We start from the raw sequence: 24,118 nt of genomic DNA on the forward strand, positions 1-24,118 counted from the left end.
GTTCTTTCAATAGATCGGTGTCTAGCTCAAGCGCTTATTTATTGAAGTGGTGGTATATAGTGATTCAGCCTTAAAATTCCAATAAGATGTTGATAGTATAGTTCCTTTTCGGCGAACATCGTTGATGGTTTGGCATCGAATTCAATGATCGTTTTGCCCATGTCGGCAGCCAGTTCTGCAAACAAGTCAAAGCGTTTGTTCTTCAACATATGCGGATTCGGAATGCCTTCCCTGCAAACATATAGTGCCTGGAATTTCCCTGGATCGGTTGGCCTTAGCACAACGACAAGGGAACTTACATCTTTTCCATTTATTTTAGTATGGATGGCCATCAAATGCATCAATCGATGCTGGTTTGCCCTGGCGGTTTCTATTAATTCGTAAAGATCCGAATAACCTTCTCCAAGCTCGATAAAACGTTGAATCAATCTGAATTTCCCCTTCCAACTAATCTTCCATCATACTTTACCATTTGTGGTGGAGAAATAGAAGCGTTTGTCAGACTTGATTTTTTCTTGCAATTTTAAAATTTTATCTTACTCTTGAGCTTTGTATTTGCTATTTTATAGTAGTAGAGAGATTGGAGAGTAGTTCAATGAAGAAAGTGCCTATCCTGATGACTACCGGATTATTCATAATTATTTGCGCAGCTGTCTTTTGGCAATGGAGCGCTTTTCAACAAAACAACGACAAACCAGCTAAATCAGAGGGAGATATATCTCTCATAGCGACTGTGAAGGTAGAACAGAACGGGCTTCATGTGAGGCAGACATTTGATAATCTTGATAAGAACCAAAAATATCATGCAGTCATCCCGGCACAGGCTATAGAGGTCAAATGCACAGATGCAGAGGGGAATACGTGCGAGGAAGGGCATAAGCCAAAAGGGGTTAAGATGCATTTTGAATACACGATAAAATCCGGCCCAGGACTTTCGATGTTCTTGAATGATTGGATGATTGTTCTGAAGGATGCGGCGATCAAAAAGACGAGAATCGAGTTAGCAGACCAATATTATAGAAGGGGCACATGGTCTGCCGGACTCCCGTTGAAAGGCTATAAGCACACGGAGTTGCTCCACTATTATGTTTTTGAAGGAGCAAATTCTAATCCTTCGCTATATTGGCAGGAAAAGCCCTTATCAAACTAACAGGGCAAAAGGGAATCGATTATTATACCATTCAAAAGGAACAGGTTATTTACAAATTTGACAGTCTAGAGACCTTTTCTGACAACCACTTATCTGTAGTGATCATCGATGGCAAAAGGATTGTCCACGGTAACGGCTCCTGCTGGCAGGAAGGAAGTTGACCGATAAGGTGCTTGAGCGGGAAATGGCAAAGGCATTTTTGTCTTGCAAGTTTGAAGCAGACGAGGAAGCAGAAGTGTGGATTCTTGAGGCATTAACTTCACTGGCAACAAAGCAGGAGCCAGAAAATGAAAAGAGCAGGGTGATGGTTCAAGAGTTGGTAAAAACTTTGACCTCAAAAGAAATATCTGCCCTCATCACCTTATTGTCAAAAGAGAGGCATATCGATGGCAACTCGCTTGATGAGTCCTTGTCATCCATTAAAGGGATGAGCACAAACTTCTTCACAAAGAACAGCAAAAAAGGATCAGGTGTCTTTCCATTGCTTTTTACTGACGAAAGAAGCGTCTTAGTGAATGGGAATGAAAAGGAAGAACTGGCAGTTGTCATTAAAGGAGATCAATTCCTGTTTCCTTTAGTGCCGACTATGGATGCTTTAGGCTATAAAACCAAATTAGGACCTGAATATACAACATTGGAAATGTCATCTGAAAGAAACACTTACTATTTCAACATAAAGAATAAAACATTCATTCATGAAGGCCAAACCTTCGGGCTCCTTGAGAACCCATTCCAGAACCTGAATGGGGATTGGTATTTGGAAAGGCACTGGTTAAATGCGATTTTTAAAGTGCGGGTTTCAGAGAGTGACGAAGCGTTTATTCTTGAATTATAGTTTTTCTTAAAGTCATTTTTATGGCAAAAAAAAAAGCCCTGCAGTTTCTGCAGGGTCCTTCTATTTCCCTTTCCAGGATAGAAGGAAAAGGGAGAGGAGAAACCGGAGGAAGAACTTATGGGGAAACGTAAGTCTTCTCCGCGGTTGGCAACAACATCCTCAAATTGATGTTGTTAATCATCATTATTTCCACATTAGGAATGGATATACACTTTTTTGGTTAATTTTTTATATGTGTGGTAGGATAAGGGAGTAATTTACATAATGAAATGCTGTTTTTGTAAAGATTGTTGTTGTGTCAAAAGCAACAAAGTTTGAGAAAAGAGCCTAATGGAAAAGCTACAAGATTGAGGAGTACATAATATGAGAGTTGTATCAGGTGATTTGAAGGGCCGCGTTTTGAAAGCGGTACCCGGAACGTCAACGCGGCCTACCACTGATAAAGTCAAGGAATCACTGTTCAATATGATTGGGCCTTATTTTACAGGAGGAATGGGCCTGGATTTATTTGCAGGAAGCGGTGGGCTGGGAATAGAAGCTCTTAGCAGGGGCCTGAATAAAGTTATTTTTGTTGACCGTGAAGGCAAGGCGATACATGTCGTTAATGAAAACCTGAAATCGTGCGGGTTGGAAGAAAAGGCAGAAGTATACCGAAATGATGCTGTCAGGGCGTTGAAGGCAATTCAAAAAAGAGACTTAATGTTCGATTATATATTCTTGGACCCGCCCTATAAAAACAACAGCTGGTCAAGCTGTTGGAAACGATTGATAAAGAGGGACTTGTTCATCATGATGGTCTGATTGTCTGCGAGCATGCTTCCGATATCACTCTGCCAGAAAAGGTAGGAGGACTTGTGCAGACTAGAAACGAAAAATATGGAATTATAGGAATTACTCTTTATAAAGTTGATACAGTAAATGAGGGGGAAGTATAAGTGGCTAGAGTGGCTGTGTGTCCGGGAAGTTTCGATCCGATTACATTGGGGCATTTGGATATCATCACAAGGGCAGCAAAGGTATTCAATGAGCTCTATATAGTGGTTTTGAATAATTCTTCAAAGCAACCATTGTTTTCTGTAGAAGAAAGAATTGAACTTATTGAACAAGTGACAAAGAGCATCCCGAATGTAAAGGTGGATTCATTCCAGGGATTGCTGGTTGATTATGCAGAAAGCGTCAACGCAGATGCCATTATCAGGGGCTTGCGAGCTGTTTCGGATTTTGAGTATGAAATGCAAATCACATCAATGAACAGAGTGTTGAGTGATAAAATCGAGACTTTCTTCATAATGACAAATAATCAGTATTCATTCTTGAGTTCAAGTATTGTCAAAGAGGTTGCGAAGTATGATGGGAATATCTCTGAATTAGTTCCGCGTAAGGTTGAAGAGGCTTTACTTAAAAAATTCAATAACGAAAAAGAGAAATAACGGGCAGAAATTCGCCCGTTATTTTTCTTTCAATATACGATTTCCAAGTAACCATACATAAATGAGCAAACTGACGATAGTAATAAGCGGTCCTGCTGTGGTGAGCAGGTTATGAGCTGCTGCAAGGCGGCTGCCTTCGGAAGTAAGATATTCCATTACCGGCAGAGCATTGGATGGCTGGCCACCTTCAAAAAAGCGTACATAAATCGGCTTCCATAAAATGAAAGCATAGAAGGCTGAAAAGATGCCGTGGATAATCCTTGCAAAAAAGAAAGGCTGAAAGCGGATGTCTGTCTGGGCGAGGATGCTGGCAACCTGAGCCTGTACACTAAAACCGCTGAAGGCGAGTATGAAGCTGGTTATTACTGCCTGATGCATCAGGGTAGCTTCCTGGATCTGGCTGGTCATCTGGCTGCCGAGAGTAATTTCGAAAAGGCCTGAAATGAAGGGTAAGCTCAAGCTTTCTGCCATGCCTAGCATAACTAGCATGATTTCAAGGAATTCAGCCAGGAATACGGTGATGTGAAGATGGAATAATAGTTTGTTAATTACTGAGAATAAGATGATGAAACCTCCAATCATCAACAAGGTCTGGATGGAAGACATAACAGCGTCACCCAGCAGTTTTCCGATCGGACGATTGTCTTTTATCCTTGTCCTGTGCAAAGCCGCAAACGCATCCCTGATCGTCAGGTTCCGATCTTTTTCCTTTGTGGCATTTTCTTCACTTCTGCCATAGAATCTCATAATCAATCCAACGCTGATGTTTCCAAGGTAATGGCTAGAGCCAAAATAACACCAAGCTGAACATTATAAAAGAACCCAACTGACACAGCGCCAAAAATGAATAGCGGGTTGGAGGAATTGGTGAACGATACAAGCCGTTCTGCTTCAATTTTTGACAGCTGCCCTTCCTGGCGCATTCGGGCTGTCAGCTTTGCTCCTGCAGGAAAGCCGGAAGCCATGCCCATTGCCCAGACAAAACCACCAACACCTGGTACCCTGAATAGCGGCCTCATCAAAGGTTCCAATAAAACACCAATAAAACGTACGACACCAAATCCAATCAGCATTTCTGAAACGATGAAAAAAGGAAGGAGCGAGGGAAAGACAATTTCCCACCACATATTCAAGCCTCTAATCGAAGCATCAAAGGATTGTTGGGGAAAAGAAATGAGTGAAGCAGCCAGTAAAGTAATGGAGGCTGCAAGGAAAATTGTTTTTATTCTAGATTTAATCACCTATAAATCCTCCTTCCTGCGGTCTTGCTGTGAAACTTTTTTAAATTAATGGTAAAATAGAAGGAAACTCACCGGAGGGGTTATTTTCCATTTATCTTCCGATTCTATTTACCTTCCATAAAGCTTTATATGTGGAAGTACCTGTTAATCAAGGATTGTCGATTTCAATTTAATTCAACTGTTTTTTTGTTTTGGAAAAATACATAAATAATGATTAGTTGTCAGCCTTGTCCTCATATAAATCAATATACTCGCTGAACTTCAAATTAGACCAAGTTTAGTTTGTACCGAAAAAATCATGGTTTTAAGGGAGGAAAAAGCTTTGGCAAGTCCAAAGATAGGTTTAGCTCTAGGGTCAGGTGGAGCACGGGGATTTGCTCATCTGGGTGTCATAAAAGTTTTAAGAGATGAAGGCATCCCAATCGATTTGATCGCCGGAAGCAGCATGGGTGCACTAGTAGCTTCATTTTACGGTGCTGGCCTTGACGTCGACCGTCTCTATAAACTATCGCGGGTGTTCAAACGGAAATATTATCTTGATTTTACGGTCCCCAAAATGGGGTTTATCGCCGGGAAAAGGGTTAAAGAGCTCATCAGGATATTTACTCATGGAAAAATGATCGAGGAACTGGATATCCCGATTGGCATTGTTGCGACAGACCTGATGTCAGGGGAAAAAGTAGTCTTTAAAAAAGGACCCGTGGCAGAAGCTGTTAGAGCCAGCATCGCGATTCCGGGTATTTTCGTCCCAGAAAAGCTGGATGGAAGGTTGTTCGTCGATGGCGGAGTTGTAGACCGGATCCCTGTTTCTGTTGCTAAGGAGATGGGGGCAGATATCGTTATCGCAGTTGATGTATCCAGCGTGAAGAAGAACGAGGATGTCACCTCAATTTTCGACGTGATAATGCAGAGTATCGATATCATGCAAATGGAGCTGGTCTCAATTCGGGAGGTCGCTTCCGATGTAATGCTCAGGCCTCCGGTCGAAATGTTTAATTCCAAAGCATTCACTAATATAGAAGAAATCATTGCGATTGGTGAAGAAGAAGCAAAAAAGCACATCGATAAAATAAAAAAGTGCATTGAACAATGGAAGGAGCCTCAATCAGAATGAGCAGAAAAAAGTCTATAGCTCTGTCTATATTGGCAGCTATATTATTAATGGCCAGCGCTCTTTATTACTTGCCTTACTATGTTACCAAACCGGGAATGGCTAAGGAGCTGGAACCGATTGTCGAGGTTGAAGACGGGTACGATGAGGAAGGAAGCTTCATGCTTACGACAGTCAGGATGGGCAGAGCGAATATATATGCCTATATCATTGCCAAGATGAGCAAATATCAGGAAATCTATCCTGTAGAAGATATCAGGGCGGATAATGAGTCTGATGAAGAATACAATATCCGCCAGCTGCACATGATGGATAATTCGAAAACATCGGCAATAGAGGTGGCCTATAAAAAAGCAGGTAAACCAGTTAACTACACCTTTAAGGGAGTTTATGTGTTAAGGATCATGGAAGGGATGCCGGCTGAAGGCAAACTTATGTCTGGCGATCTAGTTTTCCAGGTGGATGAAAATGAATTTGAATCCTCCGAAGAGTTCATTGAATATGTCAGTTCGAAAAAACCCGGTGATACGGTCGAGCTTGCCTATAAACGGAATGGGAAGTCAAATTCAGTTAAAATACCTCTAAAGGCACTTGATGATGGAAGCGACCGACCGGTGGTGGGAATTCAGCTTGTGGATGACAAAGAAATTGATGTTGAGCCAGAAGTGACAGTCCAATCTGATGAAATCGGTGGTCCATCTGCTGGGCTCATGTTCTCGCTTGAAATCTATAATCAATTGATCGAGGAAGATTTGACAAAAGGTTATGAAATAGCTGGTACAGGAACAATGAGTCCCGATGGAACAGTGGGAAGAATCGGCGGGATCCAGCAGAAAGTAGTAGCTGCAGATAAGGCAGGTGCGGAAATCTTCCTTGCTCCGTTTGAAAAAGGTGCCAAGGGCTCGAACTATGAAGAGGCGCTGATCGCCGCTAAAGATATTGATACAAAAATGAAAATAGTCCCTGTGGATACTTTTGATGAAGCAGTAACCTATCTGGAGAATTTAAAAGAAAAATCAAGCTGAAACCAGCTTGTTTTTTCTTTTATCTGCGAATTTGGTCAACCTATAAGACGCTCTGCGATTTTTCATGATTTCAACATAATTGGAGGCCGGGCGAATTCTTCCATAAGCAGTTGTTCTTGCCCCTTTACGGTTTGCCCGAGAGCATAAATCCTTGACGCTTTGATATCCAGTTCAATATCAGGGTCAGAAAAAGCGGAGAGCTTTGAAACGAGTGGCAGACTAAGATTCTTCTTCATATAGTTCAGGTAAGATCGGCCCTTTTCTGTTGCACCTAATAGTCTCAAGTAATTAACTGTTTTTTGGCTCGTTTTCATCGTGTTTTTGCTTGTATTGGTTAAAATATGAAGGCAGACTCTCTGCAGCCTTGTCCATGTATAACGCTTGGTTTTGATATATTCCATGAATTGCTGGAATGATTCTGAGGAAGCAGCAGCGGAAAGTAATCTGTTTTCCAATCCTTCTTCTACTTCATAGAAACCCCTTAATTCTGATGGATTGCTTTGGAGCAGCTTGTATTTCAATAATGGCCAGTAATTTTCCCATGAATGGAAACCGCCATATTGATCCCTGTAGTTTTTAAGCTGTTCGTAGGTTGTTTCTGGTACGTATTGCTGAATATTTTCTATTTCTCCTGCCGCTCCGAATAGGGCTTTTCGTATGCTCGTAGCACTGGCAATCGTGGCGGAAGCAAAATGTTCATCATGGTAACCGGCACTTTTCCTGGTGATCGTTTCCGCTTTCATTGAGCTTTTTTGCCTGATGATCGCCTGTATGTAATGAAGTCCAAGGATGTTATTCGGCCTTGAAATATCAATAAAGCCTTCATCTGGTGCAAGAGATTGAAAGCCGAGTGAAATTGATTTTGGGTAACTATATCCTTCTCCAGTGTAAAATCTTATTCTTTCCTGGAATTCTTCATTGTTTTCTTCAAGAAAGGTGATCGTTTTATTAAAAGCATCCAAATCACCGGATTCACTGCCAAAACAAAGAGTATCGCAACCAGCAGCAGAAAGAATTGATACTGACCCTTCTGCGAAAGTTTCCGCTTGCTGTGTCGCAAATCGGTAGGGAAGCTCAAACACGATGTCAACGCCTGCTTCGAGAGCCATCTTTGTCCTTGCCCATTTTGAGACAAGTGCAGGCTCCCCGCGCTGAAGGAAGTTCCCGCTCATCGCAGCAATCGAAATATCTGCCCAGATTGTTTTTTTGCCTGTTGCAGGTGGAATAAATGGCCATTATGGAAAGGATTATATTCAACAACGACGCCAACAGCTTTCATTCTTGCACTCCTTCATGTTAAGATGGATATTGCATTGTCTCGAAGTTTAATTTACAGTATTTATGTAAATTATAGTGTAAAGAAAAAATATTGACAAATGATTACGCGAAGGGCTATAATTACCTTTGTTGCCTTGGGGTGATTCTATGAAATGGACAATAAGTCAGATACAAAAACATCGAAACAAGGACTTTCTAATCGACGAGTTTGTCCGAATGGACTCGATTAAGGAAACAGAACCAACAATCCGTGAGGTATCTCCCATCCATCTAACTGGAAGGGCCGATATCAGTGCCACAAGAGTGACATTCCATATCCGAATTGATGGACATCTAATTCTTCCTTGTTCACGGACACTGGTTGATGTAAAATATCCAATTGATGTGGAAACAACTGAAACTTTCATGTTAAACAGCCACGACTATGAGGCTGACGAGGAAGTTCATCAAGTAACAGGCGATGTCATTGATCTTGAACCCATCATCAGGGAGATCTTGCTAGTGGAAGTTCCCATGCAAGTATTCTGTGATGATAGCGCTGGTCAAGAAGGCGCACCCCAGTCAGGTAAGGATTGGGAAGTAATCGAGGAGCAGGAGAAATCCGAAAAACTTGATCCCCGTCTTGCCGGACTCGCAAAATTCTTTGAGGATTCTAAGGATTCCTCTGACTAATCGATTAAAAAAGAGCGTGGAGGTCCAGAAAAGGACTGGCCTTCATAAACTTTCTTATTCCTTTTAAGGAGGTGGGAAGAATGGCTGTACCATTTAGAAGAACGTCTAAAACTGCGAAAAGAAAACGCCGTACTCATTTTAAATTACAAGTTCCGGGTATGGTAGCATGCCCTAACTGCGGTGAAATGAAACTTGCTCACCGTGTGTGTAAAGCTTGCGGAACATACAAAGGGAAAGAAGTTGTAAACGACTAATCTTTTCTAAAAAAAGGCACAGGATGCATCAGCATCCCTGTGCCTTTTTTCTTTTACACGATATCCCATTTTGCCTGCGTATTTTTATACACAAAAACACTTGAGAATCTCCGATACTTTTTAAAACTACAGAAGATTGATAAAATTTAGTGGGCGAGAATTATAGGAGGCAAACAATGAATCCATACATAATTTCAAAAGAAAATAATGGTGCGCTGCTTTTTACGATCAACAGGCCTGATAGGAGAAATGCCATAAACTATGAAGTAATGTCCGGACTTGAAAAAGCAATTGATATGGCTGCAGGAAATGATGTGAAAGTCTTTGCTATTACGGGCGCAGGTGACCAGGCATTTTGTTCTGGCGGGGATTTATCCGCCTTCCACAGCTTAAAAACAGAGACTCAGGCGTATGGGATGCTCTCAAGGATGGCTGGGATTTTATATAAGCTTCTAGTCCTCCCGAAACCAACTATTGCCATTCTAAATGGTTCGGCTGTAGGAGGAGGTTGTGAAATTGCTTCTGCCTGTGATTTCCGGATTGGAAGAGAAGGAATGAAAGCGGGATTTGTCCAGGGAAATCTCGCCATTACGACCGGCTGGGGAGGAGGATCGATCCTCTTAGAGAAACTTCCACAGAATATTGCGATGAAAATCCTCCTGGATGCAAAAATATACACTGCCGAAGAACTCAGGGATTTGGGATTCATCCACCATATTTATAAAAATCATCCGATAGATGCCTGTCTCTCATTTATGAGTGGGAGCTTGGAAAAAGAAACAACTGTATTAGAAGCATATAAAACATTGTTGAATAAAAAATGGAGGATTTTATCAATGAGAGAAAGGATGGAAGAAGAGGCTGCAAGATGTGCTGTACTGTGGAGGATGAGGCTCACCATAAAAAAGTGGACGAATTCATGAGTAAAAAAGATAAAAATAATTAGCAGGGTATTAAGTGTTATCAGTCTATCTTTCCTATTAGATGCATATGAATGAATAAAAAACAATAGGAGGGATTCTCTGATGCCATTAACCCGTCAGGATGCCTGGTCAAAGGATGAAGATTTATTGCTTGCCGAAGTTGTATTACGTAACATTCGAGAAGGCGGTACGCAACTGAAAGCGTTTGAAGAGGTAGGAAAGCAGCTTTCTAGGACTGGAGCAGCTTGTGGTTTCCGCTGGAATTCATATGTAAGAAAACAATATAAATCAGGTATTGAGCTGGCGAAAAAACAGCGCAAAGAAGCAAAAAAACAGGCGAAGACAGAAGAGAAGGCAGAAGAGGCTGCGACACCAGTGAGCGAAGCGCCAACCAAGGCTCCAGAACAAGAGGTGAAGCTTGCAGATCTTAGCATAGAAGCAGTAAAGCAATATCTTGACGACCTCTATGAAAAAGCGGACGTTGCAAATAGCCAGGGAGTTACAAAAGAAAAAATCCGCCGCCTGGAAAAGCAAATCTATTACTTGTCTGCCAAAAATGAAAAATTAGAAATACAATTGCGTTCCATGGAGGAAGACTATCGTGCCCTTATTGATATCATGGAGCGTGCGAAAAAAAGAGTAGGCCCTACAGGCGATGATCAGCAGCAAAAAATGAACTTCCAGGTTGAAGGAAAAGGAAGTTTGGAAAAGGTCGAAAAATAGGCAATAATAAGCGCCTGCCATCCGGCAGCGCTATTATTAATTATTGAAGCTGTTCAGTTACACCTGCTGGATACCAGACAAGCGGATTCTCGCCACGGTCTCTCTCAACATCATAATGAACTGGCGTGAATCCCATTTTATCCCAGAAGTCCTGAGATTTCACTCTAGGATTTGTTTTGATTGGCAGACCATAACTTTTCGCGAATTCAACAAGTGCTTTTCCATAGCCTTTGCCCTGGTAATTTGGAAGTACTTCTAACTTCCAAAGCTCAAGATAATCATGGGGAGGCTCGAAATAGCGGTCAAATTGCTTCTTGACTTGGTAAAGGCTCATACGGGCAACAAGCATGTCGCCGAAATAGATTCCGTAGAACGGTGAATCGCTATCATTTTCAACAATGTTCGCTTCCAAGTCCTCAAGCATTGAAAGCTCCTGGTGGCCATACTCTTTGAATTTCTTGAATTCTTCTAATGTCTTATAATTGATTTTCAGTTTCTCCACTTTATTCAACATAAAACAATCCCCCAATCAAGCCGCCCATAATTCATTATACATTTACCCCAAATATGGAATATTTAAAGGCGGCTGAATATATTTGTTTTTTATAGCCTATTTTTATTATATTATAAAAACATGAAAAATTCTGCATTTGAATTTTAGAAAGCGGTTCCAATTTTTGCAGGAAAGATACAGAATATTGTAGAATTTTATATAGTGAGCGTATTTTTTACGGGAAAGGGGAAAGAACGTGCAAAAAATATTAATTGCAAACAGAGGGGAAATCGCGCTTCGCATTATCAAATCTTGCCGTGATCTTGGAGTTGAAACAGTAGCTGTCTATTCTGATGCGGATAAAGATCTGCCTTTTGTAAAAGAAGCTGACAGCGCTTACCGGATTGGCGAGCGCCTGTTCAAAAATCATATCTCAATGCAGATGAAATTTTAAGAATTGCAATGGAAGAAAAGGTGGACGGCATCCATCCTGGTTATGGCTTTTTATCTGAAAATGCTGAGTTTGCCCGTAAAGTGAAGGAAGCAGGTTTGACTTTCATCGGTCCTGCTCCTGATACGATTGAAAAAATGGGCGATAAAATCGTTGCGAGAACAACGATGGAAAAAGCAGGTGTTCCTGTCGTGCCGGGCAGTGAGCATGGATTAAAGACACTGGAGGATGCTGTAGATCTTGCAGATGAAATAGGCTACCCTGTCATGCTTAAGGCGAGCGGGGGCGGTGGAGGCATTGGCATGGTGCTCTGTGAAAATGAGCAAGCGCTCGCTAAGAATTTTGATTCTACGAAGAGCAGGGCAAAGGCATATTTTGGCTCCGATGAAGTATTCATTGAAAAATACATCAAAAATGCCCGGCATGTCGAAGTACAGGTATTCGGCGATACACATGGCAACCATGTACATATGTTTGAACGTGATTGCTCAATCCAGCGCCGACACCAAAAGGTGATTGAGGAGGCCCCGTCGCCATTCCTGAAGGAAGAAGCTAGGCAGAAGATGTATGATACTGCTGTTAAAGCTGCTAAGGCAATGGATTATGTGAACGCAGGCACAGTGGAATTCATTGTCGATGAGAACGAAAACTTTTATTTCCTTGAAATGAACACTAGACTGCAGGTTGAACATCCAGTTACAGAAACCATTACAGGCCTAGACCTTGTGAAGTGGCAGATTCTCGTTGCCCGCGGTGAAAAGCTGCCGTTGCTTCAGAATGAAATCGAAAAGAAGGGTTGGGCGATAGAATTCCGTTTGTATGCGGAAGATCCAGTAAAGTTCCTGCCTTCACCTGGTAAGATCAGCGAGTTTTCATGGCTGGAGGCAGAAGGCGTTCGAGTTGATTCTGGATATGAATCCGGTTCGGCTGTGACCCCTTTTTATGACCCTATGGTTGCTAAATGCATTGTAAGGGGCAATACCCGGGAAGAAGCAATTCAGCTTGCACGGGAATTTTTCGCGACCCTGAAAGTCGAAGGCATTAAATCGAATGCCCCGTTGTTTGCGGAGATATTAACTGAAGAGGGCTTTAAATCCGGTAATTATACAACAGCCTATTTAACAGAAAGAAAAATGGCATCTAAATAGAGGAGGAAGAGACATGAAAGAAATTACAGCAAATATGGCAGGGACAGTACTTAATGTGATGGTAGCAGCGGGAGATACGGTTTCAGAGGGACAGGAAGTCCTAATGCTTGAATCGATGAAGATGGAAATCCCTGTTGAGAGCCAGGGCGCAGGAACCGTTGCGGAAGTTAAGGTGAACATTGGAGACTTTGTAAACGAAGGCGATGTCCTGCTTGTATTAGAATAATAGATTTTAAGGAGGAGTAGAATGACTACCGCGAAGACTTTAACTGATTCATTGCAGGAAAAAGTTCAACAAATCGAGGCTGGCGGACAACCGAAATATCATGAAAAGCTGGCTGAGCAAAATAAATTATTTGTGCGTGAGCGCTTGAATCTATTATTTGACGACGGAGTCTATGAGGAAGACGGCAAATTCGCCAATTACCAGGCTGGCGACCTTCCGGCAGATGGTGTCGTAACAGCGATTGGAAAAATCGGCAGCCAGACAGTCTGTGTCATGGCGAACGATTCAACAGTAAAAGCGGGTTCCTGGGGAGCCAGGACTGTTGAGAAGATCATCAGGATTCAGGAAACAGCTGAAAAGCTGAAAGTGCCATTATTGTACCTTGTGGATTCTGCTGGAGCACGGATTACAGACCAGCTTGATATGTTTCCTAACAGAAGAGGAGCAGGCAAGATATTTTACAATCAGGTGAAATTGTCTGGAGTTATCCCGCAAATATGCCTTCTTTTTGGGCCTTCTGCAGCTGGAGGAGCGTATATCCCCGCTTTTTGCGATATTGTGATCATGGTTGACCAGAATGCTTCGATGTATCTGGGCTCACCAAGGATGGCGGAAAAGGTAATCGGCGAGAAGGTAACGCTTGAGGAAATGGGCGGAGCGCATGCATTGCTCTGTCAGTGGTGTAGGCGACATGCTCGTTTACAGTGAGGAAGAAGCCATTGAATCTGCGAAGCGCTATTTGAGCTATTTCCCTGCGAATTTCCAATCGAAGACAGAAATGGTCGAAGGAGTAGCTCCTAAGGCTGGAAGAAGTCTTGAAGAGATTGTTCCAGTGAATCAAAACGCTCCTTTTGATATGTATGAAGGCATTGATGCGCTGATCGACGAAGGAAGTTTCTTTGAAATCAAAAAGCTGTTCGCTCCTGAAATCATCACGGGTCTTGCGCGCATAGATGGAAGGGCAGTTGGAATCATTGCGAACCAGCCGAAGGTGAAGGGCGGAGTATTGTTTGTCGACTCTGCCGATAAGGCTGCTAAATTCATCACCCTATGTGATGCCTTCCATATTCCATTACTGTTCCTGGCTGATGTGCCAGGATTTATGATTGGGACGAAGGTAGAACGAGCAGGTATCATTCGCCATGGTGCGAAATTGATTGCTGCAATGAGCTCAGCCACCGTACCGAAAATCTCAGTAGTTGTCCGAAAGGCATACGGAGCAGGTTTGTACGCAATGGCAGGACCGGCATTTGAACCAGATTGCTGCATCGCCCTGCCGACTGCGCAGATCGCCGTAATGGGTCCGGAAGCTGCGGTTAACGCAGTATACTCCAACAAAATCAATCAAATTGAAGACCCTAAAGAAAAAATCGCTTTTGTCCAGGAAAAGCACCAGGAGTATAAAGAAAGTATCGACATCTATAAGCTCGCTTCCGAACTGATCGTTGACGACATCGTTGCAGCTAACGACCTGAGAAATGCACTGATAGACCGTTTCAAGCTATACGAAACAAAAGATATGGAATTCAGTGTCAGGAAACATCCTGTATATCCGGTATAAGAACAAAACGGAGATCCTTTTGGGTCTCCGTTTTGCTTTTGCGATAAAAAGATCAAAATAAATTTAAATAACTATAATCCCTTCTTCCTAATAAGCAAGTGTTTCTGCTAAAATATGACTAAAGTCATTGTAATACCAGTGTCAAATATAATAGATTTTTCAATATAAATGCTTGAATGTTCATTAATATTAATTTTTAAGGGCAGGATGAGGGGTTTTATGAAAATAGGAATAATCGGCGGCGGGTCAATAGGTTTATTATTCTCTTATTATCTGAGCTTGGATAATAATGTTTCTGTATACACAAGGACACGGGAACAAGCAGAATTAATTAATGAACATGGACTGCACCTTATAAAAGGTGGAATAGAACAGGATCCTTTACAGGTAACTGCTGCACCGATAAAAGAATGGAAGGGAAACGATGATTTAACAGTTGTTGCAGTGAAGCAATACCAGCTGGGTGGTGTAATATCTGTTATAAAAGATAAAGCCAAAGGGAGCATCCTTTTTCTTCAAAATGGCTATGGCCATATCAAACTGCTTTCCGAATTGGAAACAGCTGAAGTTTATGTCGGATCCGTTGAACACGGGGCCGTAAGAATGAATGGCTTTACTGTTCAACATAATGGTCTGGGCGTAACAAGAACAGCGGTATTTAAAGGAGAAGATGACCTTCTTAGAGAATTATCTACTATAGCCCCTTCTGGATTTCCGTTTATCCTTGAACCGGATTTCAAGGAGATGCTGATCAAAAAGTTGGTGGTCAATTCGGTTATCAATCCATTGACAGCAATACTTAAAGTTAAAAACGGTGAACTGATCCACAACCCATTTTACTTTGAAATCTTTAAGCAAATGTTTGATGAGTGTGCAAATGTACTTGATTTGCCTAATCGGGAACAGTACTTCGAAATTCTTATGACAGTTTGCGAAAAAACGGCAAATAACCATTCATCCATGTATAAAGATATTGAAAATGGCCGACAAACTGAAATTGACGCCATACTCGGGTATTTGCTCGAATTATCTAGTAGCAAAAATATAAAAGCTCCATTAATACATAATTATTATCATTGCATCAAGGGGAAGGAGCACGAAAGGGAGGGAGCATGATGCCGGGATTCTTCTCCGCACTTGTTGCCGCATTGATTACAGTTCCAATGATTGGCTACCTCGCTGTGTTCATCATCAGTAAGCAAATCACAGGCAACCATCGGCGCTCGGTCAGTCTGGCAATAGATTTCAGTACCTTTTTGCTGGTACTGTCTGTCCACTTTTTGATCATCACCATCTGGGAAAGGTCCTTCCTGTGGCTGATATTGATCATCTTGTTTGGACTTGCGGCAATATTTGTCTGGATTCACTGGAAATTTAAAGAGGAAATACTGTTGCCAAAGGTATTTAAGGGTTTTTGGCGCTTCAACTTCCTGCTTTTCTTTTCTGCATACATCGTCCTTGTTTTGTATGGTTTAGTTAAGCGCCTGACATTTCTGTTTGCTTAATCTAGTGTTGGACCGTCCTATAGAGGGTCCAGCACTTTTTATTGTCAGTCGGGATAAGAGGGAAGAGGTCAAAGCTGTTAAGAACCATCATAGTTATAACTGACATTGCCTACTAAAGTACAAAATGGTCAAAAATTCATTATGAAAATCTTGATTTTAGAAATTTCGTAAAGCAAAGTTTTTTTCTTTTTATTTCAAACAATGCTATACTCATTACAGTGAAAATTGCTTACGAGAAAGGAAGTACAAGTTAATGGAGATGTTGAATCTCTCTCTTCCGGCAGCGAACCGGTTTGCGACAGATTACCTGGCTGGAAGCCCTGAATTGCAGAGCTTCTTTCATTATAATTTTACAGACGAAAACTCTTATATTCATCGCCTTGATGAATTGAAAAATAGAAGCTTTATGAGGAATGAGCTTGCAGACCATATCCAGTTCTTCATGTCTCATTATGCCAAGTCTGACAAAATCAATGATAATATTGATAAACTCAGAAAAGAAAATAGCGTTGCAGTCATCGGAGGACAGCAGGCAGGTATTCTGACTGGACCGCTATATACAATTCATAAAGTGATTTCGATTATCAAGCTTGCTGAACAAAAAGAGGCGGAACTGGGCGTCCCAGTCGTACCCGTATTCTGGATAGCCGGAGAAGACCATGATTACCAGGAAGTTAACCATGTGTACGTCATGAAGGACAATAAGCAGGAAAAGTGGGTTTATCCTGAAAGGAATCTAGAGAAGAAAATGATTTCAGAAGTGTGTATCAACAGGGACCTATGTTATTCCTGGGTTGAAGAAATCGTGGAAACCTATGGAGAAACAAAGCACACGAAAGAAGTATTGGCATTTGCCTTAGAATCCTTGCAGAAAGCTGAATCCTTCGTTGATTTTTTTGCGATGATTATCATGGAGCTTTTCAAGGACTCTGGCTTGCTGATAGTGGATTCCGGAAATAAAGAACTGCGCAGGCTTGAAAAAGAATATTTCATCAATCAAATTAAAAACCACCGTGAAATTACAACTGCTGTTCTCGGCCAGCAAGAACAGACAATCTCGGCAGGCTTTGCGAATATGATCGATATTAACGAGAACGCTGCGAACCTTTTCTTTTACGATGAAAAAGTAAATGAGCGGATTTTGCTCCAATTTGACCCACATAGTGGAGGGTTTTCAGGCAAGAATGGAGAAGTCAGCTTCACATATGATGAGTTGGTGGAGATTGCAAACGAATATCCCGAGAAGCTTAGCAATAATGTCGTCACTCGTCCGTTAATGCAGGAGTGGCTTTTCCCGACGCTTGCGTTCATAGGCGGACCTGGGGAAATTGCTTATTGGGCCGAGCTAAAACTCGTTTTTGAACATTTCGGTCTCAAGATGCCTCCACTTGTTCCAAGACTCAACATCACACTGCTTGAAAGATCGATTGAGTCTGACCTTGAAGAACTGAATCTAGATTTGAAAGAAGTTTTAGTTTCAGGTACAAGCAGACATGAGCTGAAATTTATCGATTCATTAAAGGATCGTGAAGTAGAAGAACTTTTCGAGAATGTAAAAAGGATGTTGGCAGAACAATATAAAGTCATCCGAGAAAAATCAAACGGAATTGACCCGGTATTGATGCCAATGCTCCAGAAGAACGAATCCATCCTGATAAAGCAGGTTGAATTCATGGAGGATAAAATCGTAGAGGCCATTTGCCGTAAGCATGATCATATCCTGAGAAAATTCACAAGGATAGAAAATGCGTTAAGGCCAGGCAGTTCACCGCAGGAAAGAGTCTGGAACCCATTCTACTATTTGAATAAGTACGGTTTGGATCTAATACCAGAATTATTAAAGCTACATTATCAATTCGATGGAACCCACAAAATTATAAAAATGTAATTCAAAGCTTCATTCTACCAGGATGGAGCTTTTTTCTTTTAATAGGAAATTATAAAATATTTTCAATTTGGATAACTATCCAGGTTTTCTTAATCCAGCTCCAGCGCCTAGCCCCTCGAGTCGCTTGTCTAGCTGCGGCTCCTAACTCCTCGAGACGTTTCGGTCCTGCCAATGAAGTCAAAGAACGACTTCACTGTCAGGCCCTCCAACGCTTGTCGGGGCTGACCAAGCGCTTGCGCTTTTCTTATTGGTAATCCAAAGGTCATCATGGTTTTCTGCTGGTTGAGCCTTGAACATTTCTTTAGTAAAGACCCAATAGCTTTCTGGATTCTGCTTGAATACAGATTCTTAAGCAAGAGAACCTAATTTTGATTCTTCACCATGAAAAAGAACATTGATATAGGCAAACTTAACTTTACCTGTTTCTACATAATCCTTTACAAGTTGAGGATAGAAGTTTTGACTCCATGCTTTACATGCAGGCACTTAAAGTCCCCAAATTCTACAACCGTCACTGGTGCATCTGGGTCACCTAATACAGGCTGTCCTTCAATTGATGGTTGTTTATCAAAGCTAACATTATTAGATGTATCTGATTTCATATTATTTATTACTACCAAAGCTATTAATAACGCAAGAATAATAATCGTTATAACTACAGCCATCTTAAAGGTTTGGTTGTTTTGTTGTTCATTTTAACACCTCTTCATGTTTTTAATGAGGAAAACAGTTGTGTTCTATTGAAGACTGAGTAAAAGAGATAAATATCCGGATATTACAAATAAGAAGCACATGAAAAACGAAATGATGATTGGAACTTTCCTGATGAATGAGAGAATGATGAGTGCCAAGAAAATAAATGATAAAGTCAAAAACGATAAACTGATCCAGTTTACAGAGAATTGGACGACTAATCCTGGATCAATATTCCCCCTGAATATTGTTGAAAAAAGCTTTGAAACTCCTTCAGTTTGAATTGTCAATGCAATTTCATGAGGTGGCGACTGCTGCCCTAATGCTGCAGTAACAGAAAAAATGAAAAGGATCACGATGCTTTCCGCTCTTGTCCATGGGATTGGATTATACGATGATTCCACCAGCAACTTTTTTCGAACGAGAAAACTATTAATAAAGGCATAAGCATTAAGGGAAGGATGAGCAAATGCTTTAGTAAAAGAGCTTGTCCATAAGAGATACTCCAGGAAGTCGGGTATTCCTTAAATTCAACAACGAATGACATCAGGATTAAGCCGGTTAGGATTGTTGCAGCAAAGCCAATCATAGCCAGCGGTCTGAACCACCTTAAAAATGATAACCAGTTGGATTGATTGGTTGAGAACCAGCTTACGACAATCAGAACACCTACCCAAACACTTACAGCGGTAAAGTGAGCCGAATGGATCAGGAACCCTTTCGATTGATCAAGTGAGCTAGCATGACTCGACCATCCAAGGGCTAATATTAATAGAAAGGTAAAAGCTAGTCCAATCAAAGCATAAATTGTCCTTTTTCGATAATCAATCCAGACAATATAGATAAATAGTAGATTTGCAAGGATAAAGGTAAGAATCCAGACTTTTCCGACTTCAAAAGTGTAGAGCACGGATTGAAAAGTAGTTAAGAAACCTAAGTCATGATATAAATGAAGAATTAATGATAATACCGGAATAAAGGAAAATAATGCTATACCGCCTGTGGCAGACATCAGAATCCCCTTTGGTATCCTAATTTCTGGCTTGTACGAATGTGGTACCAAGCTTAAAAGAAAAGCCCCCATGAGAAGGGAGAAGCATAGATAAAGTAGTGTTTCGCTGATGATGGTTATCATGATCATGGTTACTTCTCCCTTCTAAAAAAGATCAAGAATGTCATTATAATGATAAGGGTCAAAATGACCAATATTGTTAATAAAACAGAATCCGACAATGATTCATGCTGGTTTTCCGTTTTGTTTGATGAATGCGAGGCAGAATTTGTATCATTCTCAAATTCTTTTTCTTCTTCAACGGGTTTTTCCTTTAATTCCTCAGTTTGTTCCATTTCAACAAAGAAGGTAAATTCCCCCTTAATTGGATGGCCATCAGCGCCAATGATCTCCCACTGAACGAGATATTTCCCATTATCTAAGGATTGTTCGACAGATCCTGTCATTTGTTTTTCGTTCAAGGTAATATTGGCAATAGGAACAACAGGTCCATTAACAACACTTACTCTGAAAGTGCTGCCTTGTTCTATTTTTGTTTCAAAGTCCAAGGATATATCCTGGAATTGTTCCGTTACAACTTCACCATCTTTGGGTGAAGAGTTTTCTAAACCTGTATGAGCTGTCACAGTGTTTGTGAAAGTAAACACCAACAGTATAGATAAAAGGATGTTTTTATTCATTTCTAACCTCCGAATAGTACTAACCGTTTCTATTTTAACAAAGTTACCATTACAGTCAAATGGTTGTTAGAATGTAATTTGTGACAACTTTTCAAACAAATTATTTAATTGATTCCTAAACCAATCGCTATGTTATATATTTTTAAAAAAAGATCATGTTTGTCCTATATAGGAGGAAATTATAGTGAAGAGGTTAATATTTTTAATTCTTAGTACATTGTAAGTGTTTGTTGGATGTTCCAACAAAACGACTGATGATCCAAAAGTGCCCGAACTAATCGAAGTGGCTATTGAAACTACCCCAGCAAAGTTAAAAGTGTTTGGACCAGGCTAATACAATGTAATAGCACATGTAACAGCCAGAGATATGCACAATATGCCGAAAGTCCAACTAGAAGTAAGCGAATAATTGGTAGACAAAAAAGAATGGACTTCCATTCTTTTTTGTTAATCATAATTTCTTAACTAACTTCGTTTGAAAAAATCCCGATTTTTCTCAAAAGTAATTACCTCTGTGAAAGAAACAATAAAAACAAATACAACTGGGAATTGAATCGAATAAAGTGAATTATACAGTCACTAAAGTTTGACTATAACCAAAAGGATTTTATGGTCCATTACTCTAATAATCGTTTGACTATTTGAAATCCATTGCATATACTGATACTCAAATAAATGTTTGAATGAGAGGTGAGGTCGTTTGAAACACGATGATGTGTGTGAGATTACTTGTTTTGATGGTCCTAAAGTGAACCGGGTAAAGGAATCTTTATCTAAACATAATACATTTTCTGTTTCTAAATTGTTCAAAGCATTGGCAGACGATACAAGATTAAAAATTGCTTTTGCATTAAGTGAGGAAGATGAGCTTTGTGTGTGTGACGTCGCAAATATTGTAGAGTGTACAATTGCAACTGCTTCACACCATTTACGCCTGCTCCGCAACATGGGCCTTGCAAAACATCGTAAAGATGGAAAGCTGGTGTTTTACTCCTTAGATGATGAACATGTAAAACAACTGATTCAACTAGCCTTCACTCATGAAAAGGAGGGAAAAGTGCATGGATAAAGCGATTGAACAATCAGCCCAAAAACATGTATACCATATACAAGGATTCACCTGAGCAGGCTGTGCGACTACGTTCGAAAAGAACGTAAAACACCTGGAGGGTGTTTCAGATGCAAGTGTAAACTTTGGCGCTTCTAAACTTGTTTTATACGGAAATGCTTCCATTGAAGAACTTGAAAAGGCCGGGGCTTTTGAGAATCTTAAAGTCATACCGGAGAAGGAACGATTTGAAGTAAAGAAAGAGCCATTTTTGAAAAAGCATGCCAAGGTGATAACCTCATTTGTTTTCTTGCTTATGGGATGGTTTCCGGACAATTCAACGGAGAAGAGAATATAGCCTCCATTATTGCATACGCAGCCTCAATCCTAATAGGAGGCTACCGACTGTTTAACACTGGTTGAAAAACCTGTTTCGATTAAATTTTGATATGAAAACCTTGATGACAATTGCCGTCATTGGTGCAGCCTTCATTGGTGAATGGGGAGAAGGTGCCACAGTTGTCATCCTGTTTGCCATTAGTGAAGCCCTTGAAACCTACTCAATGGATAAAGCCCGTCAATCCATTCGATCATTAATGGACATTGCACCAAGGGAAGCCTTGATTAGAAGAGGAAATCAGGAACTGATGATCCAGGTTGATGAAATTCGAATTGGAGACATCATGATTGTCAAACCTGGGCAAAAAATTGCGATGGATGGCACTGTAATGAAAGGAACCTCTTCAATAAACCAGGCAGCGATCACTGGGGAGTCCGTGCCAGTGGCTAAAACAATCGATGATGAAGTTTTTGCCGGAACCCTTAATGAAGAAGGACTGCTCGAGGTTAAAGTAACCAAACATGTAGACGACACGACAATTGCGAAGATTATCCATCTAGTTGAAGAAGCACAAGCAGAGCGTGCACCTTCCCAGGCGTTTGTCGATCGCTTTGCTAAGTATTATACACCTGCCATTATGTTGATTGCTCTAGGTGTTGCCGTAATTCCTCCGCTTTTCGGAGCTGACTGGAACACCTGGATTTATCAAGGTTTAGCAGTGTTAGTGGTCGGCTGTCCATGTGCCCTTGTGGTTTCCACTCCTGTCTCAATTGTTACCGCAATCGGAAACGCAGCCCGAAACGGCGTGTTAATTAAGGGTGGAATTCATTTAGAAGAAATGGGATCGATAAAAGCCATTGCTTTTGATAAAACAGGAACATTAACAAAAGGGGTTCCGGTCGTCACTGATTATCTTCCGCAAGATGGAGCATCAAACGAACAATTAAAAATCATAGCTGCTCTAGAAAACGGGTCGCAGCATCCACTGGCTTCCGCGATCATGAAAAAGGCAGAGGAAGAAAATCTCGATTATCAAAGTGTTGATATCAAGGAATTTTCTTCGATAACGGGTAAAGGAATAAAAGGGGACGTCAACGGTGAGACATATTTTGTTGGCAGCCCGAATCTATTTGAAGAAATTCTCACTGGCGGAATCGAGGCCGAACTAAAAGAGAAAATTGAAACCTTACAAAGCCAGGGGAAAACCGTGATGGTTGCTGGTACATCAACGGAAGTAACGGTGTTGATCGCTGTTGCAGATGAAGTTAGAGAAACAAGTCAAAAGGTGATTCAAAAACTACACGCTTTGGGTATCGAGAAAACAATCATGTTAACTGGAGATAACTCTAGGACTGCGAATGCCATCGGAAAGCAAGTAGGCGTTTCGGATATTAAAGCAGAGCTTTTACCGCATGATAAGCTTAACTGCATTAAAGACCTCAGAAAAGAATATAACCGTGTTTCCATGGTCGGTGATGGAGTAAACGATGCTCCTGCTCTTGCAGCCTCAAATGTTGGGGTGGCAATGGGAGGTGCAGGGACAGATACAGCATTAGAAACGGCTGATATTGCCCTGATGGCTGATGACTTAGGGAAGCTGCCTTTTACGGTAAAACTAAGCAGAAAAGCTTTAGTGATCATTAAGCAGAATATAACCTTCTCATTAGGTATAAAGCTTATTGCGTTATTGCTCGTGATTCCAGGCTGGCTTACGCTCTGGATTGCGATATTCGCAGATATGGGTGCCACTTTACTTGTTACCTTAAACAGCCTAAGACTTCTTGGAGTTAAAGACAAATAAACAAGAAGCTTCCCAGGAATGGGAAGCTTCTTTTATGCTGACAAATGATGAATCAAAATAGTTTCTGTTGATATTTTCCCATGAACTGATCCAGTCCATCCATTTTTGTTTATTAAAGTTTGTGAACAAATGTACAGTATAGGAATACGGGACAAAAGAGTTTTAACGATTGTTTCGAGAATGCTAAAAGCACCAATCAAAGGCAGTGGTGTTCCAACTAGAGGAACTCCGCAAGGAGGAATCCTGTCTCCTCTTTTATAAAACATTGTTTTAAATGACTTAGATTGGTGGATAGCTAGCCAATGGGAATGCCTAAAAACAAAACATGTTTACGCGACCAATAGTAAGACAAGAGCGCTAAGGAAAACGAGTCTTAAATAAATGTATATCGTTAGATATGCAGATGATTTTAAGATTTTCACAAATTCTCATCAATCAGCTATAAAAATATTTCACGCTACCAAGGAATACTTAAAAAATCAGCTAAACCTTGATATATCAACCGAGAAATCAGCGATTACTAATCTTAGAAAGAGGAAATCTGATTTTCTGGGTTTTTCTCTTAAATCAGTAACCAAGCGTAATAAAATTCCTTAAATAATCATTAAAACGGTAAGACAACAATTTCTT

Annotated in this window: 21 protein-coding genes and 7 pseudogenes; 20 read left to right on the forward strand and 8 right to left on the reverse strand. The window is 40.8% G+C overall.

Annotated features, from left to right (window positions below):
* Window positions 1-38: 38 nt before the first annotated feature.
* Window positions 39-428, reverse strand: coding sequence for a DUF7147 family protein (locus JCM21738_RS15335; RefSeq protein ID WP_023615027.1), 390 nt, complete (start codon window positions 426-428; stop codon window positions 39-41).
* Between the two features lie 167 nt (window positions 429-595).
* Between JCM21738_RS15335 and JCM21738_RS15340 the strand changes: the two genes are divergently transcribed.
* The 4 genes and pseudogenes from JCM21738_RS15340 to coaD all read left to right on the forward strand — a co-directional run bounded on the left by JCM21738_RS15340 (window position 596) and on the right by coaD (window position 3,415).
* Window positions 596-1,150: a hypothetical protein gene (locus JCM21738_RS15340; protein ID WP_035209620.1), complete on the forward strand. Its 555-nt coding sequence runs from the start codon at window positions 596-598 to the stop codon at window positions 1,148-1,150.
* A gap of 157 nt (window positions 1,151-1,307) precedes the next feature.
* Window positions 1,308-1,985 (forward strand): stalk domain-containing protein, encoded by a 678-nt coding sequence (locus JCM21738_RS15350; protein ID WP_035209624.1) that lies wholly within the window; start codon window positions 1,308-1,310, stop codon window positions 1,983-1,985.
* Window positions 1,986-2,348: 363 nt separating this feature from the next.
* Window positions 2,349-2,920 (forward strand): annotated as a pseudogene (gene rsmD, locus JCM21738_RS15355) (16S rRNA (guanine(966)-N(2))-methyltransferase RsmD).
* On the forward strand, window positions 2,921-3,415 hold the full coding sequence (gene coaD / locus JCM21738_RS15360; protein ID WP_023615024.1) for a pantetheine-phosphate adenylyltransferase: 495 nt from the start codon (window positions 2,921-2,923) through the stop codon (window positions 3,413-3,415). It abuts the pseudogene before it with no gap.
* An 18-nt stretch (window positions 3,416-3,433) separates the two neighbouring features.
* Here coaD and spoVV read toward each other — a convergent pair.
* Window positions 3,434-4,656, reverse strand: a pseudogene (spoVV, locus tag JCM21738_RS15365) (dipicolinic acid transporter SpoVV).
* A 298-nt stretch (window positions 4,657-4,954) separates the two neighbouring features.
* On the opposite strand from spoVV, the gene JCM21738_RS15370 reads away from it, so the two are divergent.
* Window positions 4,955-5,770, forward strand: a complete 816-nt coding sequence (locus JCM21738_RS15370) for a patatin-like phospholipase family protein (RefSeq protein ID WP_031307899.1) — start codon at window positions 4,955-4,957, stop codon at window positions 5,768-5,770.
* Window positions 5,767-6,792 (forward strand): SepM family pheromone-processing serine protease, encoded by a 1,026-nt coding sequence (locus JCM21738_RS15375; protein WP_023615021.1) that lies wholly within the window; start codon window positions 5,767-5,769, stop codon window positions 6,790-6,792. The genes JCM21738_RS15370 and JCM21738_RS15375 overlap by 4 nt, the downstream gene beginning before the upstream one ends.
* A 62-nt stretch (window positions 6,793-6,854) precedes the next feature.
* Here JCM21738_RS15375 and JCM21738_RS15380 read toward each other — a convergent pair.
* A pseudogene (locus tag JCM21738_RS15380) lies at window positions 6,855-8,071 on the reverse strand (nucleotidyltransferase).
* A 146-nt stretch (window positions 8,072-8,217) separates the two neighbouring features.
* Here JCM21738_RS15380 and JCM21738_RS15385 point away from each other — a divergent pair.
* From JCM21738_RS15385 to JCM21738_RS15400, 4 genes are all read left to right on the forward strand, one after another.
* Complete coding sequence (locus tag JCM21738_RS15385; protein WP_023615019.1) at window positions 8,218-8,742, forward strand: YceD family protein; 525 nt, start codon at window positions 8,218-8,220, stop codon at window positions 8,740-8,742.
* A gap of 80 nt (window positions 8,743-8,822) precedes the next feature.
* On the forward strand, window positions 8,823-8,996 hold the full coding sequence (rpmF, locus tag JCM21738_RS15390; RefSeq protein WP_023615018.1) for a 50S ribosomal protein L32: 174 nt from the start codon (window positions 8,823-8,825) through the stop codon (window positions 8,994-8,996).
* 176 nt (window positions 8,997-9,172) lie between these two features.
* Complete coding sequence (locus JCM21738_RS15395) at window positions 9,173-9,919, forward strand: enoyl-CoA hydratase/isomerase family protein (protein WP_369385763.1); 747 nt, start codon at window positions 9,173-9,175, stop codon at window positions 9,917-9,919.
* Window positions 9,920-10,021: 102 nt separating this feature from the next.
* The gene (locus JCM21738_RS15400; RefSeq protein ID WP_023615016.1) at window positions 10,022-10,642 is read left to right on the forward strand and encodes an RsfA family transcriptional regulator; all 621 of its coding nucleotides are present in this window, start codon (window positions 10,022-10,024) and stop codon (window positions 10,640-10,642) included.
* Between the two features lie 40 nt (window positions 10,643-10,682).
* Here JCM21738_RS15400 and JCM21738_RS15405 read toward each other — a convergent pair whose 3' ends face one another.
* Window positions 10,683-11,156: an N-acetyltransferase gene (locus tag JCM21738_RS15405; RefSeq protein ID WP_023615015.1), complete on the reverse strand. Its 474-nt coding sequence runs from the start codon at window positions 11,154-11,156 to the stop codon at window positions 10,683-10,685.
* Between the two features lie 235 nt (window positions 11,157-11,391).
* Here JCM21738_RS15405 and JCM21738_RS15410 point away from each other — a divergent pair.
* The 6 genes and pseudogenes from JCM21738_RS15410 to bshC all read left to right on the forward strand — a co-directional run bounded on the left by JCM21738_RS15410 (window position 11,392) and on the right by bshC (window position 17,914).
* Window positions 11,392-12,734: pseudogene (locus JCM21738_RS15410) on the forward strand (acetyl-CoA carboxylase biotin carboxylase subunit).
* Between the two features lie 13 nt (window positions 12,735-12,747).
* Window positions 12,748-12,960 carry an acetyl-CoA carboxylase biotin carboxyl carrier protein subunit gene (locus tag JCM21738_RS15415; RefSeq protein WP_023615013.1) on the forward strand — a complete coding sequence of 71 codons (213 nt, stop codon included), beginning with the start codon at window positions 12,748-12,750 and terminating at the stop codon, window positions 12,958-12,960.
* A 21-nt stretch (window positions 12,961-12,981) separates the two neighbouring features.
* Window positions 12,982-14,521, forward strand: a pseudogene (locus JCM21738_RS15420) (acyl-CoA carboxylase subunit beta).
* Between the two features lie 219 nt (window positions 14,522-14,740).
* Complete coding sequence (locus tag JCM21738_RS15425; RefSeq protein ID WP_023615011.1) at window positions 14,741-15,637, forward strand: 2-dehydropantoate 2-reductase; 897 nt, start codon at window positions 14,741-14,743, stop codon at window positions 15,635-15,637.
* The gene (locus tag JCM21738_RS15430; RefSeq protein ID WP_023615010.1) at window positions 15,637-16,026 is read left to right on the forward strand and encodes a DUF3397 domain-containing protein; all 390 of its coding nucleotides are present in this window, start codon (window positions 15,637-15,639) and stop codon (window positions 16,024-16,026) included. The genes JCM21738_RS15425 and JCM21738_RS15430 overlap by 1 nt, the downstream gene beginning before the upstream one ends.
* 253 nt (window positions 16,027-16,279) lie before the next feature.
* Window positions 16,280-17,914: a bacillithiol biosynthesis cysteine-adding enzyme BshC gene (gene bshC / locus JCM21738_RS15435; RefSeq protein WP_023615009.1), complete on the forward strand. Its 1,635-nt coding sequence runs from the start codon at window positions 16,280-16,282 to the stop codon at window positions 17,912-17,914.
* 49 nt (window positions 17,915-17,963) lie between these two features.
* Here the strand turns inward: bshC and JCM21738_RS26800 are convergent, their stop codons facing one another.
* Window positions 17,964-18,095, reverse strand: a complete 132-nt coding sequence (locus JCM21738_RS26800; RefSeq protein ID WP_256360204.1) for a hypothetical protein — start codon at window positions 18,093-18,095, stop codon at window positions 17,964-17,966.
* 167 nt (window positions 18,096-18,262) lie between these two features.
* Window positions 18,263-18,400, reverse strand: coding sequence for a thioredoxin domain-containing protein (locus JCM21738_RS27765; RefSeq protein ID WP_243463044.1), 138 nt, complete (start codon window positions 18,398-18,400; stop codon window positions 18,263-18,265).
* Between the two features lie 306 nt (window positions 18,401-18,706).
* On the opposite strand from JCM21738_RS27765, the gene JCM21738_RS26020 reads away from it, so the two are divergent.
* Complete coding sequence (locus JCM21738_RS26020; protein WP_243463045.1) at window positions 18,707-18,889, forward strand: hypothetical protein; 183 nt, start codon at window positions 18,707-18,709, stop codon at window positions 18,887-18,889.
* 70 nt (window positions 18,890-18,959) lie between these two features.
* Here the strand turns inward: JCM21738_RS26020 and JCM21738_RS26025 are convergent, their stop codons facing one another.
* Window positions 18,960-19,748: a CopD family protein gene (locus JCM21738_RS26025; RefSeq protein WP_500778554.1), complete on the reverse strand. Its 789-nt coding sequence runs from the start codon at window positions 19,746-19,748 to the stop codon at window positions 18,960-18,962.
* Between the two features lie 2 nt (window positions 19,749-19,750).
* Window positions 19,751-20,299, reverse strand: a complete 549-nt coding sequence (locus JCM21738_RS15450) for a copper resistance CopC family protein (RefSeq protein ID WP_023615005.1) — start codon at window positions 20,297-20,299, stop codon at window positions 19,751-19,753.
* A 700-nt stretch (window positions 20,300-20,999) separates the two neighbouring features.
* On the opposite strand from JCM21738_RS15450, the gene JCM21738_RS15455 reads away from it, so the two are divergent.
* The 3 genes and pseudogenes from JCM21738_RS15455 to JCM21738_RS23440 form a co-directional block, all read left to right on the forward strand.
* Window positions 21,000-21,368 (forward strand): ArsR/SmtB family transcription factor, encoded by a 369-nt coding sequence (locus JCM21738_RS15455; protein ID WP_023615004.1) that lies wholly within the window; start codon window positions 21,000-21,002, stop codon window positions 21,366-21,368.
* A pseudogene (locus JCM21738_RS15460) lies at window positions 21,361-23,488 on the forward strand (heavy metal translocating P-type ATPase). Before JCM21738_RS15455 ends, JCM21738_RS15460 begins: the two are co-directional and overlap by 8 nt.
* A gap of 114 nt (window positions 23,489-23,602) precedes the next feature.
* Window positions 23,603-24,076 (forward strand): annotated as a pseudogene (locus JCM21738_RS23440) (reverse transcriptase domain-containing protein); the annotation flags it as partial.
* Window positions 24,077-24,118 lie beyond the last annotated feature (42 nt).

The organism is Mesobacillus boroniphilus JCM 21738 (genome assembly GCF_000517385.1).
Classification (GTDB): Bacteria; Bacillota; Bacilli; order Bacillales; family Cytobacillaceae; genus Mesobacillus; species Mesobacillus boroniphilus.

Coding starts and splice junctions, on each gene's coding strand:
- JCM21738_RS15375 (WP_023615021.1), top strand. CDS start 5,767: ATGAGCAGAAAAAAGTCTATAGCTCTGTCTATATTGGCAGCTATATTA.
- JCM21738_RS15370 (WP_031307899.1), top strand. CDS start 4,955: ATGGTTTTAAGGGAGGAAAAAGCTTTGGCAAGTCCAAAGATAGGTTTA.
- JCM21738_RS15430 (WP_023615010.1), top strand. CDS start 15,637: ATGCCGGGATTCTTCTCCGCACTTGTTGCCGCATTGATTACAGTTCCA.
- JCM21738_RS15415 (WP_023615013.1), top strand. CDS start 12,748: ATGAAAGAAATTACAGCAAATATGGCAGGGACAGTACTTAATGTGATG.
- JCM21738_RS15405 (WP_023615015.1), bottom strand. CDS start 11,156: ATGTTGAATAAAGTGGAGAAACTGAAAATCAATTATAAGACATTAGAA.
- bshC (WP_023615009.1), top strand. CDS start 16,280: ATGGAGATGTTGAATCTCTCTCTTCCGGCAGCGAACCGGTTTGCGACA.
- JCM21738_RS15400 (WP_023615016.1), top strand. CDS start 10,022: ATGCCATTAACCCGTCAGGATGCCTGGTCAAAGGATGAAGATTTATTG.
- rpmF (WP_023615018.1), top strand. CDS start 8,823: ATGGCTGTACCATTTAGAAGAACGTCTAAAACTGCGAAAAGAAAACGC.
- JCM21738_RS26025 (WP_500778554.1), bottom strand. CDS start 19,748: ATGATCATGATAACCATCATCAGCGAAACACTACTTTATCTATGCTTC.
- JCM21738_RS15395 (WP_369385763.1), top strand. CDS start 9,173: ATGAATCCATACATAATTTCAAAAGAAAATAATGGTGCGCTGCTTTTT.
- JCM21738_RS15385 (WP_023615019.1), top strand. CDS start 8,218: ATGAAATGGACAATAAGTCAGATACAAAAACATCGAAACAAGGACTTT.
- JCM21738_RS15340 (WP_035209620.1), top strand. CDS start 596: ATGAAGAAAGTGCCTATCCTGATGACTACCGGATTATTCATAATTATT.
- JCM21738_RS15450 (WP_023615005.1), bottom strand. CDS start 20,299: ATGAATAAAAACATCCTTTTATCTATACTGTTGGTGTTTACTTTCACA.
- JCM21738_RS15425 (WP_023615011.1), top strand. CDS start 14,741: ATGAAAATAGGAATAATCGGCGGCGGGTCAATAGGTTTATTATTCTCT.
- JCM21738_RS26020 (WP_243463045.1), top strand. CDS start 18,707: ATGAAAAACGAAATGATGATTGGAACTTTCCTGATGAATGAGAGAATG.